Annotated in this window: 15 protein-coding genes; 9 read left to right on the top strand and 6 right to left on the bottom strand. The window is 46.6% G+C overall.

The features are described from left to right. Positions 1 to 8: 8 nt before the first annotated feature. Both QUB63_RS15985 and QUB63_RS15980 read left to right on the top strand, forming a co-directional pair. Complete coding sequence (locus QUB63_RS15985; RefSeq protein ID WP_332946239.1) at positions 9 to 479, top strand: tetratricopeptide repeat protein; 471 nt, start codon at positions 9 to 11, stop codon at positions 477 to 479. A gap of 125 nt (positions 480 to 604) precedes the next feature. Further along, positions 605 to 1,561 (top strand): glycosyltransferase family 2 protein, encoded by a 957-nt coding sequence (locus QUB63_RS15980; protein WP_332946238.1) that lies wholly within the window; start codon positions 605 to 607, stop codon positions 1,559 to 1,561. A 219-nt stretch (positions 1,562 to 1,780) separates the two neighbouring features. Here QUB63_RS15980 and QUB63_RS15975 read toward each other — a convergent pair whose 3' ends face one another. The 5 genes from QUB63_RS15975 to QUB63_RS15955 form a co-directional block, all read right to left on the bottom strand. Next, a complete protein-coding gene (locus tag QUB63_RS15975; protein ID WP_332946237.1) occupies positions 1,781 to 2,284 on the bottom strand; it encodes a DinB family protein in 504 nt (167 codons plus the stop codon). A 170-nt stretch (positions 2,285 to 2,454) separates the two neighbouring features. After that, positions 2,455 to 2,736, bottom strand: coding sequence for a putative quinol monooxygenase (locus QUB63_RS15970; protein ID WP_332946236.1), 282 nt, complete (start codon positions 2,734 to 2,736; stop codon positions 2,455 to 2,457). A gap of 103 nt (positions 2,737 to 2,839) precedes the next feature. Beyond that, complete coding sequence (locus QUB63_RS15965; RefSeq protein ID WP_332946235.1) at positions 2,840 to 3,025, bottom strand: type II toxin-antitoxin system RelE/ParE family toxin; 186 nt, start codon at positions 3,023 to 3,025, stop codon at positions 2,840 to 2,842. Between the two features lie 2 nt (positions 3,026 to 3,027). Continuing rightward, positions 3,028 to 3,234 (bottom strand): hypothetical protein, encoded by a 207-nt coding sequence (locus QUB63_RS15960; protein ID WP_332946234.1) that lies wholly within the window; start codon positions 3,232 to 3,234, stop codon positions 3,028 to 3,030. A 223-nt stretch (positions 3,235 to 3,457) separates the two neighbouring features. Further along, entirely contained in the window at positions 3,458 to 4,333 is an 876-nt protein-coding gene (locus QUB63_RS15955) for an SDH family Clp fold serine proteinase (RefSeq protein WP_332946233.1), read from the bottom strand. Between the two features lie 273 nt (positions 4,334 to 4,606). Between QUB63_RS15955 and QUB63_RS15950 the strand changes: the two genes are divergently transcribed. Beyond that, on the top strand, positions 4,607 to 5,305 hold the full coding sequence (locus QUB63_RS15950) for a diacylglycerol/polyprenol kinase family protein (RefSeq protein ID WP_332946232.1): 699 nt from the start codon (positions 4,607 to 4,609) through the stop codon (positions 5,303 to 5,305). Positions 5,306 to 5,926: 621 nt separating this feature from the next. Here the strand turns inward: QUB63_RS15950 and QUB63_RS15940 are convergent. Next, complete coding sequence (locus QUB63_RS15940) at positions 5,927 to 6,091, bottom strand: hypothetical protein (protein WP_332946230.1); 165 nt, start codon at positions 6,089 to 6,091, stop codon at positions 5,927 to 5,929. A 246-nt stretch (positions 6,092 to 6,337) separates the two neighbouring features. On the opposite strand from QUB63_RS15940, the gene QUB63_RS15935 reads away from it, so the two are divergent. The 6 genes from QUB63_RS15935 (at position 6,338) to QUB63_RS15910 (ending at position 12,674) form a co-directional block, all read left to right on the top strand. After that, positions 6,338 to 7,741: a nicotinate phosphoribosyltransferase gene (locus tag QUB63_RS15935; protein WP_332946229.1), complete on the top strand. Its 1,404-nt coding sequence runs from the start codon at positions 6,338 to 6,340 to the stop codon at positions 7,739 to 7,741. A gap of 375 nt (positions 7,742 to 8,116) precedes the next feature. After that, positions 8,117 to 8,716 (top strand): nicotinate-nucleotide adenylyltransferase, encoded by a 600-nt coding sequence (locus QUB63_RS15930; protein WP_332946228.1) that lies wholly within the window; start codon positions 8,117 to 8,119, stop codon positions 8,714 to 8,716. Beyond that, entirely contained in the window at positions 8,677 to 9,426 is a 750-nt protein-coding gene (locus tag QUB63_RS15925) for an NUDIX hydrolase (protein ID WP_332946227.1), read from the top strand. The genes QUB63_RS15930 and QUB63_RS15925 overlap by 40 nt, the downstream gene beginning before the upstream one ends. 206 nt (positions 9,427 to 9,632) lie before the next feature. Continuing rightward, a complete protein-coding gene (locus QUB63_RS15920; protein WP_332946226.1) occupies positions 9,633 to 9,926 on the top strand; it encodes an isochorismate lyase in 294 nt (97 codons plus the stop codon). Between the two features lie 89 nt (positions 9,927 to 10,015). Further along, positions 10,016 to 11,725, top strand: a complete 1,710-nt coding sequence (locus tag QUB63_RS15915) for an NAD+ synthase (RefSeq protein WP_332946354.1) — start codon at positions 10,016 to 10,018, stop codon at positions 11,723 to 11,725. 19 nt (positions 11,726 to 11,744) lie between these two features. Then, complete coding sequence (locus QUB63_RS15910; protein ID WP_332946225.1) at positions 11,745 to 12,674, top strand: DUF192 domain-containing protein; 930 nt, start codon at positions 11,745 to 11,747, stop codon at positions 12,672 to 12,674.

Here is a 12,674-nt window from a genome sequence, read left to right as displayed (position 1 = left end):
TCCCACTTATGGACGAATTATCTGTCAAGGCGCTGCTCGAAGACTTGAAAAAGTCTGACGAAAGCGTGCGCGATCGGGCTACTACAGAACTCTGGCGCACTTGGTTTAACCAGAAGGGTGAGTACGGGATGCAAGTTCTCAGGCGATCGCAAGTTTCCCTAGATGCAGGTGATGTTCGCCACGCTTTGGATTTGCTGACGAAACTGATTGCGGAAGCGCCGGATTTTGCTGAAGCTTGGAACCGGCGCGCCGTACTTCACTATACCCAAGGAAATTATAAAAGGTCGATCCAAGACTGCGAAACAGTCCTCCAACTGAATCCGGTGCATTTTGGGGCTTTGCACGGTCTGGGTTTGTGCTACGCTGCTCTGGGAGAATACAGAAGTGCTATTCGAGCTTTTCGCCGCGCTTTGGAAATTCAACCTTTTGCTTTGGTGAATCAAAAGTTAATTCTTGAATGTACGGCTCGTTTAAATTAAAATACATAGGGTATAGGGCATAGGGCATAGGGCATAGGGCATAGGGCATAGGTGGTTTCTTTCCCTGAACTCAATTGCGAAATTTTTTCGCAATCTCAATCCCCAATCTAAAATGGTGTCAGTTTGTGCCGAAAATTAGCGTTTGCATTCCTACTTGCAATCGAGTGCATTTGCTGGCTAGTGCGATCGCCAGCGTGCTAGATCAAACTTATACAGATTTTGAATTAATTGTCTGCGATGACGGTTCGACTGACAGCACTGCGCTGTTGATGTCGGAATTTGTCGATCGCCCGATTCGCTACATTCGCCACCTGCAGAATATCGGTAAAAGCAATAATATGCGATCGGGCTTTGCGGCGGCTAGGGGCGAATATTTTATTAAGTTTGACGATGACGATCGCCTGAGCGCGCAATTTCTAGAGCGGACATCTGCTATTTTAGATAAAAACCCCAGCATTGATTTTGTCAGTACCGACCACTGGGTAATTGATGTCAACAATAATATTGACGAAAACCAGACAAAACTCAATTCGCAGCGGTGGGGCCGCACCGAGTTGTCGGCTGGAATTATTGAAGATTTGCTGGCTACAGTTTTTCTGAGACAAAGTTTGCAAATAGGAGCAACTTTGTTTCGGCGCCGCGCGCTGGAATCAGTCGGATTTCTGCGGCCGAATTGGCAAAACTGCGAAGATAACGATTTGTTCGTAAGACTTGCAATTTCCGGCAAAAAGTGCTATTACTTGCCCGAGCTGTTGATGGAGTATCGATTTCACGCTCAACAGCAAGGAGTCGATCGGGCAATTCCGTATTTGAGCGATAAATTGCGCTATTTGACCGGCTACGAGTTTGAGTCCCAGAAGTTGGAAACAGTCAGGCTCAAAAGGATTGCAGAAACTCAATTAGCGCTTGGTTTGCGGCTGATTGAGGTGGGTGAAACTGCAAAAGGGCGGCGGATGGTTCGGGCGGGAAAGTCGATTTCTGAGGCGAAAATGTGGGCGGGTTTGGGATTGTCGCTGCTGCCGGTCAAGTGGCGGGGGAGGGCTTTTGCGGCGGTGCGAAAGTTGTTGAAACGCGAGTTGTGAAAGAGGATTTCGATATTAGTTCGCGATCGCACGGGTAGCGAGAAACCGGGTTTTTCAACCAAAATATTTGGTTCAAACCCTCAATAAAGGTTAAAAAACCCGGTTTCTTGAGTCAGCGGTTATCAGGAAAATGAGGCACTCACAAATTAATTACCAATTCCCCAATCTAAAATCTAAAACTTGTACTGAGCGAAATCGAAGTATCTAAAATCTAAAATCTCAACACGATATTGCCGGTAGCCAGGGAATATCTGTAACGCCTGGAGCGTAACCAAGTTGTGTTAGCAGTGTGGTAAGTTGCCCTCTATGGTGAGTTTGATGGTTGAACATATGTGTCACCAAAACCCAAGTCGGTAACACCCGGCATTTACCGTCTACATTGCTTGTGTACTCAAACGGTTGACTCAGCCAGTCAGAATTAAGGTGTCTAGACCATTGTATAATTTGGCGATCGGTTGTCTCCCGTTCTGCTCTCAAAACATCAAAATCAGCATACAATTCTTGACCGATCGCTGTCACCAAAAATGGCTCAAGAGTGAAACGACCCATCCATGCTTTGTCACCATACAGTAAGTGATTCAAAGTGCCATGAATCGACTTAAAGAATGCACCGAGATCCTGTTTGCGCTGTTCATCAGGAATTGCCGAGCAGACAGAATATAGATTTTGGTTTATCCAGCAATTGTACTCAGCCATTAGCTGGTAGTAGCTACCGTCGTACATACTAAAAACTCAACCACCTAGTTTGAATAATAGTCCTGGATGCAGGGGTAGTCAGAAACCGGGTTTTTTACGAAAATAGTTCGTTTGAGCCAGAAGATTTGGTCAAAAACCCGGTTTCTTTAGTCCTGTGCGTCTAGGACTGAACAACTTACATTATACGAATGCGTCTTTCACAATACTCCTGACTCCAATTGGTCTAAATAGATAAATTCAGGAGCTTTAACTCCCGCTGACTCTCTAATTTTAACCAGTGCAGGCGACTCAAAGAACGCCCTGGCATCTGCTGTCGATGTCCACGCCGAGAAATGAACAATTTTGTTGGGTTCATTGTCATACTTCAAGACCTGATAGGAGCGCTCGCCAGCTTCTTTTCGGATATTTGCAGCATTGTCAAATACCTTTTTCCAAGCTGCATAATTTTCGACTTCATGAATAATTAAGACATACTGCATAGCAATCAAACCTATTTTCCTATCAATACACTCGATCGTGACTACCAATATCTACAACCACAGCTTTTCCATCTTCCGTAAAGTAGAATAGCACCCTTTCGTCCTAATCTACGGTAAAACTCCACAAATCATTAAGTTTCCCCGACAGTTTGTGAGTTTTCAAGCTCGGATCAAATGGATCAATCGTGAACTGCTCCAATTTCTGCCAAAACCTCGCCTCTAAATCTGCATTGCCTTTAATGCGCTTTTTGAAAGCACGTTTAAATGAAGAACTGAAACTGACTTCCATGATTACTCCTCTATCAGTTGTCTCAGTTCAGTGATGTTGGCAGAAAATTTCAGCGAACCTTTTTGTTGTTCGACTTGCGCCGACTTAAAATTCTCAGATATCTCCTCACGGCGTTCTTCACGGAGATATTGCTTCAACAACAGTTGAATTTCCTGCTTCTCATCAGCGGAAAGAATTTTGATTGCCTCAACTACATCACTGAAAGTCATAGTCTAAAAATCCCGATCGTGCTTATCCGATTAATCTAACATGGAAAAAGTAAACGCGGTTTCAAGCGCTGAGTTTACTTCATGAATAATTAAGACATACTGCACAGCAATAAAACTTATTTTCCTGTTAAGTTTGTTATGCAGTAAATTCTAACGGACGATCGCACATTTCTCACCGCAAGGCGATCGCCCCGCCGACAATTTTAAACTTGTGCCCTCTGTTTCAGCGAACCGCCGGCTGAGTCTTGGGCTCCGGTAAAGCAGGCCGCGGTTCGTAAGGCATGGGGATGTACTGCACGCTGGGCCGGCCGCCTTGCGGTTGCGGGTACAAATCCATTAAATAGTAGATGGATTTCGGCAAACCAACGGTTATCGGCAATCCTAACTCCGTCGCTTCTTCAACTGCGATCGGACAATCGTGAGTAATTTGTCCTGTCGTCAGCGTTTCAATAATTCGGTCTATGTTTTCCGGTTTAATCTTCGGTTGGGGAACGGTATCTTCTAAAAGCGTGCGGACAAATCGCTGTACTTGTCTGATTGCTTTGCGCGACAAATCTGCCATAATTAATGTTTGGTCGTCGATTTCGCTGGCGGGTTTGTCTTCGAGAACTTTGAGAATGCTGGCGGCGGGAAAATTGCCCAACTGCGGATCGACCGGCCCTAAAACGGCGTTTTCGTCCATAATAATTTCGTCGGAAGCTAAGGCTAACATTGTGCCGCCGCTCATGGCGTAGTGGGGCACAAATACTGTTACTTTTGCTCTGTGGCGGATTAAAGCTCTGGCAATTTGTTCGGTGGCGAGCACTAAGCCGCCGGGAGTGTGGAGAATAAGGTCGATCGGCACATCGGGAGGCGTCAAGCGAATTGCGCGCAATATTTGCTCGGAATCTTCGATGCTGATGTAGCGGGAAAGGGGAATTCCCAGAAAGCTAATCGATTCTTGTCGGTGAATTAGGAAAATCACGCGGCTGTTTCGCTCTCGCTCGAATTCTTTGAGTGCTTGGAGGCGCCGGAATTCTAGAGAGCGTTTTTGCCAAGCCGGTTGCAGGGAGCTAAGCAATAGAAAAACCCAAAACAAATCGAATATGCTGAAGGTCATGGGGGCAATTTTAGTTAGCGGTAGTTGAGTAGGTAGGCGCAAATAAAAGTTACCGTGTCACAAAATCTAAAGCGATCGTCAACTTGGCGATTGCTTCCCTTCGGTCGCAATGACATAGTTATGTATTTTTAAGCCTCACCTACTTATTTATATTTTTTCATTAAGCGGGGTCTAAACCAATCTGTCGGGAGAGCGATCGCCCTTGATGCCGAAATCGATTGAATCTCCACTAAAGTAGTAAACAGTGCCCGATTTGAGTTTTTCCTAAATATCGTGTCTATATTTTCTGAAATTCCGACTGTGTGGTTGCAAATTTCCCTCGTGGGAGCCTGGTTGGGCGTGATTTTACTGGTAGCTGAGGGGTTAAACCGCTTTACTGCTGTCGGTGCGGAGGTATCGCGGAAGGTGGTTCACATCGGTACTGGAAACGTGATTTTGCTGGCTTGGTGGCTGGAAATACCCGGCTGGGTGGGGATTTCGGCAGGGGTTTTGGCTGGTGCGATCGCCCTAATTTCCTACCAAGTTCCGATTTTGCCGAGTCTTAACAGTATCAACCGTTCAAGTTGGGGGACTTTTTTCTATGCTGTGAGTATCAGCGTTCTCGTAGCTTGGTTTTGGCCGATGCAACATCAAGAATACGCTGCTTTGGGCATTTTAGTGATGACTTGGGGCGACGGATTGGCTGCTGTCATCGGTCAAAAATACGGCAAGCATATTTATCGAGTTTGGGGAATGCAGAAGAGTTGGGAAGGTTCTGCAACTATGTATTTGGTGAGTTTTGCTGTTAGCAGTTTGATTTTGCTGGGGGTTGGCGGCGCAGTTTGGCAAACTTTGGCTGTGTCAGCAATTGTGGCTTTGGTTGCTGCTACTTTGGAGTCGGTGTCTAAGTTGGGAATTGACAATTTGACTGTGCCAATTGGCAGCGGGGCGATCGCCTTTTTGCTCGATCAATTTTGGGTAATTGGTTCGTAGTGAGGACCCCGAGTCCTCATAAAACTCAAAACATTAAGGTCATCACTACCAATTTATAACGGCAAAACCCCAGCTAAACAAATTTTAGCTGGGGCCAATTGAAGATACTTAAAAGTAGTTGAAAAATTTACCGTTATTGTGTGAGACCAATGTCTTTGCCTACCTCGCTAGAAAAGCCCGATCGGCTTTTCATCTGTCCCATTTAGAGCCTTTGGGTGGCCTACCTTCAAAAGGCTGAACGCCAGTAGCCGGATAATCGTCATCGCTCCGTCTAAAAATCCTCGATGCAGCTTCCGAAACGTAACGCATTGCGCCTACCACAGATTTAGAAAGATTCATAAGAACCGCCTCTCTTTTCTGGCTGTTGATACTTTATAGATTAGTCTGAGTTTCTTCAGAGCGATCGCTTTAGCAATATTTGTTTTAATTACTTATTAGTCTGCAACATCGAAGCAAACTGAAGCTTTGAGAAATTGCCCGTTTTTGGGCGATCGCCCCGGTTTCCCGGTATATAGCAACCTTCTTGGCTTTTAAGACTACCGATAACCTCATGAATAGAACCCGAGGCCCCTCTACCCTAAACGGTTTGATTCCCATATGTAACTGTCAACTGTCAAGCGGTCAACTGTCAACTGCATCGAAGCAAACTGAAGCTTTGAGAAATCGCGCGTTTTTGGGCGATCGCCCCGGTTTCCTGGTATATTTTTCTTGACTTAACGCAAACAGTCGCGATCGCACGGACGACGATCGCCAACCCGGTTTTTTAACTTCGATCGAGGGCTGCAACGAAATATTTTCCTAAACAACCCCGAATCCTTGAGTTTTTGGGGTTAATTGCTGAGATTCTTAAACAGCTATTTTTATTGATTCTACCATAATATTCCTGCAGCTATTAAGCTGAAACCAGCTATTAAAGGGCGTAATCAACGAAATCATCCGACAGATATCTGCAATCTTCATCAAAAAATTACAAAAAGATATGGTGTTTGTCACTATAATTAAGACAAAGAAGTTTGTCCGGGGTTTTTCGCTATGAAAACTGCGACAGAAAGCCTGCACCTCACAGGTTTTGAGGAAATCTTAGAAGACCGGGAACTCACGGTTTCCCCAGCAGATTACAGCCTTTTGACCGATCTCTACCAGCTAACGATGGCTGCTTGTTACGTCGGGGAAGGGCTCGACGATCGCCCTGCGAGTTTTGAATTATTCGCGCGCAGGCTGCCAGATGGTTTTGGCTATGCGATCGCCATGGGTTTAGCCCAAGTTCTCGACTATCTAGAGAAATTTCGGTTCTCCCAGGCGCAAATTCAGGCTTTGCAGTCCACTGGGATTTTTGCTGGCGCCCCGGAGCGATTTTGGACTCTGCTCGCCGCAGCCCGCTTTACTGGCGATGTTTGGGCGGTTCCGGAGGGGACGGCGGTGTTTGCTAACGAGCCTCTATTGCGCATCGAAGCTCCTCTGTGGCAGGCTCAGTTAGTCGAAACTTATTTGTTGAATGCGATCAATTATCAAACTTTAATTGCGACGCGATCGGCCAGGCTGCGGGATGTGGCGGGCCCGGAGACTAAGTTGCTGGAATTCGGGACGCGCAGGGCTTTTGGGCCTCAAGCTGCTGTGTGGGCGGCTCGGGCGGCTCTGGCTGCTGGGTTAGATGGAACTTCTAATGTTTTGGCTGCTTTGAAGTTGGGCCGCAAACCAGTCGGTACTATGGCTCATGCTTTGGTAATGGCTGTGGCGGCTCTTGAAGGCAGCGAAGATGAGGCGTTTGCAGCTTTTCACCGCTATTTTCCCGGTGCGCCGCTGCTGATCGATACTTACGATACTGTGGGGGCGGCGCGGATGTTGGCAGATCGAGTAAATAACGGTGAAATGCCCTTGCAAGGCGTGCGCCTGGATTCGGGGGATTTGGCGGCGCTGTCTCGGGAAGTGCGATCGATCCTTCCGGGCGTGCCAATTATTGCTAGCGGCGATTTGGACGATCGAGAAATTGCTAAATTAAAAAGTGCGGGCGCTTGCATTGACGGTTACGGTTTGGGAACCAAGTTGGTCAGCGGTTCGCCGGTGAACGGTGTTTATAAGTTGGTGGAAATTGACGGGCTTCCGGTGATGAAGGAGGCCAGTGGCAAGGTAACATATCCAGGAAGAAAGCAAATTTTTAGAACTGTGAAAGATGGAGAAATTATCGGCGATTGTTTGGGACTGACAGGGGAAAATATTCACAATTGCGATTCTTACATACCATTAATGGAATTGGTTGTCAAGGAGGGCAAACGAGTGCAGGAGGCGGAAAGTTTGGAGGATATTGCTAAACGAACTGCTGCTTCTGTCGCCAGTCTCCCGGCCCAAACTCGCCAGCTAGACAACCCGATTTCGCCGCCGGTGGAAATTTCTACTGATTTGCAGAGTCTCACTCAAAAAACTAAAAAGAGTCATTAGTCATCAGTCATCAGTCATCAGTCATCAGCCATCAGTCATCAGTCATCAGTTATTGGTGTCAAGTTCCGACTAAAATTCATGAAAAATCTCGCTTCTACCAAGCGTCTAGATCCCCCTAAATCCCCCTTAAGAAGACCCACTTTGAGAGCTTACAGTCTCTCCTTTGTGAGAGGACTTCGATCGCTCTTGTCCCCCCCTTTTTAAGGGGGGTTAGGGGGGATCGAGAGGTTAATCATCAAACAGCAGGCTTTGAACTACGTTTGATAATTAAGTTGACACGCTTGGGTCATTAGTATCTAGTTCAATCCCCAATTACCGATTACCGATTACCAATTCCCAATAACCCATTCCCTTTTTCCCCATTCCCGATTCCCTATGCAAAAAATTGCCTTGTTTGGAACCAGTGCCGATCCGCCGACAGCCGGACACAAAACAATCCTGAGTTGGCTTTCTCAGCATTTTGATTGGGTAGCAGTTTGGGCGTCGGACAATCCTTTTAAGTCGCACCAAACATCCCTCGAACACCGATCGGCAATGCTGCTGTTAATCATTCAAGAAATTAATTCGCCGAGACACAACCTGTGCTTGCATCCAGAACTCAGCAGTCCGAGGACGCTAGAAACTGTGGAACAAGCAAGATTGCAGTGGCCGGATACAGAGTTGACGCTGGTAATAGGTTCCGACTTGGTGACGCAACTGCCTCGCTGGTACAAATTTGAACAGTTGTTAAAAGAAGTGGAGTTGTTGATAGTACCGCGCCCTGGTTATCCATCAGAACAGTTAGATTTGTGGCAGTTGAGGCGCCTGGGTGCAGAAGTGGCGATCGCATCTTTAAATGCTCCCGATGTTTCTTCTACTTCCTATCGCGAAACAGGAGACACGGAAGCTCTGACTCCACCCATCGAAGATTACATCAATCGGGAGCATTTGTACGCATGGCACGAGGCACAAAAAAGAGCGAGGGTTGCTCGTTAGCTGACTTTAAAGTAGGAGTAGATAATGTGATTTTCTCCGTCGATACCGTGCAGAACCGCTTGCTGGTGCTGTTGGTAATGCGGCAAGACGAACCGTTTATCGATTCTTGGAGTCTTCCCGGTACTTTGGTGCGGCACGGAGAGTCTCTGGAAAATGCGGCTTACCGGATTTTGTCGGAGAAAATCAGGGTAGAAAATTTGTATCTGGAGCAATTGTATACTTTTGGGGAACCGGGACGCGATCCTCGGGAATTTACCAGGGGCGATCGCTATCTTTCGGTGAGTTATTTTGCTTTGGTGCGGTTTGAGGAAGCTGAGTTAATTGCTGGGAGTGTAGTTGCGGGTGTCGGCCACCGCGTCGGCGGCATTGCTTGGTATCCCGTGCAACAAGTTCCTAAACTAGCTTTCGATCACAATCAAATTCTCGAATACGGATATCGGCGACTGCGCAACAAACTTGAATACAGTCCGGTAGCTTTTGAAGTTTTGCCGGAGCTTTTTACTTTAAGCGATTTGTATCAACTTTATACGACTATTTTGGGGGAAAATTTTGCGGATTATTCTAATTTTAGAACTCGATTGTTGAAATTGGGTTTTTTGTGCGATACCGGGGTTAAGGTTTCGCGGGGGGCCGGCCGCCCTGCTAGTTTGTACCGCTTTGATGCGGCAGCTTTTGCTCCTTTGAAAAATAAGCCGCTGGTGTTTATCTAGCTGTTACCAGGATGACTGGGCCCAAAAACGGCTACAAGCCCCTGACGATCGCTTTGTGGATCTCCCCAAATTTTAGACTCCTGTTCAAGCTCTCAGATTAATCAAGGCGAGTAAATCTAAAATCTAAAATCTAAAATCTAAAATTGACGGACATTCGGGGATCAATTGAGTAACATGAGAAAATAAGCTATTAAGGAGTGCCGACGATGAAAGACCCTGATGAATGCGCTAATATTCACGAGGTTCGAGAGGAAATTGATATCATCGATCGAGAAGTGATCGATGCTTTGAGCAAGAGATTTAAATACGTCATCGCCGCCGCCCGGTTCAAAACCAGTGAAGCTAGCGTTAGAGCGCCCGATCGCTTTCAGGCTATGTTGCAGCAGCGGCGGGAGTGGGCGAGTGAATCGGGTTTGAATCCTGATGTGGTTGAAAATATTTACCGGGATTTGGTAAATTATTATATTGAGGAAGAGTTGAAACATTACAAATCTGAGTAATGTTTGCCTAGATTCAAATCTAGGAGTATAGGAAATTGAGTCCGCCCGGGCGGACTGTTAGCAATATTTATGGTAGTGAAGAAAGTGAGATGAAAATTGCGATCGCACAACTCAACCCAACGATTGGTGATATCTTTGGCAACTCCAACCTAATTCTGGAGGCTGCGAAACAAGCAACTGTTGAGGGCGCAAACTTATTGCTAACACCGGAACTTTCCCTGATCGGTTATCCGCCGCGCGATTTGTTAATCGATCCGAGTTTCATTGCAGCCGCAGCCGCACAGTTGCAGCAACTGGCGCAAGCTTTGCCACCGGAGTTGGCAGTTATAGCCGGCACGGCCGTACCTAACGATCGTGCTGCTAAATTAGGCGGAAAATCATTGTTTAACAGCGCTGTTTTGTTGCAAAATGGCGCCGTCAAACAAGTTTTTAATAAACGCTTGTTGCCGACTTATGATGTATTTGATGAAGATAGATATTTTGAGGAGGGAGAAAACAGCAATTACTTTACTCTTGGCGAACTCAAAATTGGGGTGACAATTTGTGAGGATTTGTGGAACAATGAGGAGTTTTGGGGTAAACGCAGTTACGCGGGCGATCCAATTTCCGATTTGGCCAAATTGGGCGTGGATTTAGTGGTTAATTTGTCGGCATCGCCTTATTCTGTGGGGAAGCGGGAAGTGCGATCGGCTATGTTGCAGCACAGCATCATCCGCTGCGGGATACCGATTATTTACGCCAATCAGGTTGGGGGAAATGATGATATTATTTTTGATGGCAGCAGTTTTGCTGTAAATAGAAAGGGTGATTTGATTCAGGTATTAGCTTCTTTTGAAACTGATTTTGCTGTGCTGGAATATGACGAAAATAAACAAGATTTAGCGAGCAGCAATCAGCAAACTACAGCAGGAAGTGAGGCGGCACCGTTGAGTTTTCATCCGGCCCAAGAGGATGCAGAAATTTGGGCGGCTTTGGTTTTGGGAGTCCGAGATTATGTTCGCAAATGCGGTTTTTCTAAAGTTGTACTTGGTTTGAGCGGCGGGATAGATTCGGGTTTGGTGGCGGCGATCGCCAGTTGCGCGATCGGGCCCGAAAATGTGCTGGGGGTGCTGATGCCTTCTCCTTACAGTTCGGATCATTCGGTTAATGATGCTTTGGAATTAGCTAAAAATCTGGGTATTGCGATCGAAATGTTGCCGATCGGCGATTTGATGAAAACTTACGATCGCACTCTCGCCGATTTGTTTGTCCATACCACTTTCGGGATTGCCGAGGAAAATATTCAATCCCGGATTCGCGGCAATCTGTTGATGGCAATTTCTAATAAGTTCGGACATTTGCTGCTTTCCACTGGCAATAAATCAGAAATGTCCGTGGGTTACTGCACTCTCTACGGCGATATGAATGGCGGATTGGCGGTAATTTCTGACGTGCCGAAAACTCGCGTTTATTCGCTTTGTCGGTGGCTGAATTCTGACAGCGAGATGGGAAAAGAAATTATTCCAGTTAATATTATTAGTAAAGCGCCGAGTGCTGAACTGAAACCGGGACAAGTTGACCAAGATTCTTTGCCTGCTTACGATGTTTTGGATGACATCTTGCAGCGGTTAATAGAACATCACGAATCTGTCCAACAAATCATCGCTGCGGGACACGATGCTGCGGTGGTTAAACCTGTAGTAAAATTAGTCATGCAATCGGAGTTTAAACGGCGGCAAGCAGCCCCGGGCTTGAAAATTAGCGCTCGAGCTTTTGGTACCGGTTGGCGGATGCCGATCGCCAAAGCTTCTTCTTATTAAACGCATCATTAAACGCAAAATGGTTAACACCGGCGGTACTTTCGGCTTCGATTTTCTCCTGGGAACCCCCAACAGCGATACGATTAGAGGATTTGCGGGTAATGATACTGTTCAAGGTTTGGCGGGAAATGACCTGATTTTTGGCGATCGGGAAAATGACTTGCTCGCCGGAAATGAAGGCGCCGATACGCTGTTTGGAGGCCAGGGTAGCGATACAATCTATGGAGGACAAGACTCGGATTGGATTTTTGGCGATCGGGGTAACGATTTGCTAATCGGCGGCGAAGGCAAAGATATCTTGACAGGAGGCGCGGGCGATGATTTATTTGTGCTTGAAAGAACCTCCGCCGCATCTACTGTCGCCCAAGCCGATGTAATTACAGATTTTGGCAGCGGCAATGATAAAATTGTCTTGACCGATGGCATTAAGTTTAGCGATTTGAATATTTCTGTTTCTGATAACCAAACTGTGATGCAAGATAAAAATTCGGGCAACTATTTAGGAGTCGTTTCGGGAAGATTTAATCTGACTGAATCCAACTTTATATCGATGTTTGGCGGGATGGATACGGGTCAGCTTTTGCCAGTTTCTGTCAACACTACTGTGGGCGATCGCGCCCTGGGACTAGAAGTGGCGAAAACTCCCCAAGAACAAGCAATTGGGTTAATGTTTCGCACAGAATTGCCCGATGACAGGGGAATGCTGTTCCCGATCGCCCCCGCGCGAAACGTGCGTTTCTGGATGAAAAACGTGTTAATCGAGCTCGATATGGTTTTTCTGCGCGAAGGCGTAGTGCAGGCGATAATTCCCAACGTACCGCCGTGTTTGAGCGACACCTGCCCCAACTACGGCCCGGATGTTCCCGTTGACGGAGTTATTGAACTCAAAGGCGGCAGGGCGGCCCAATTGGGAATCAAAGTGGGCGATCGCATTCCAAATTTACCTTAA

The sequence above is a fragment of the Microcoleus sp. ARI1-B5 genome, from assembly GCF_036705795.1.
Taxonomy (GTDB): domain Bacteria; phylum Cyanobacteriota; class Cyanobacteriia; order Cyanobacteriales; family Microcoleaceae; genus Microcoleus.
The sequence above is the reverse complement of the archived record's forward strand: the minus strand, read 5'-3'. Positions and strand labels throughout refer to the sequence as shown.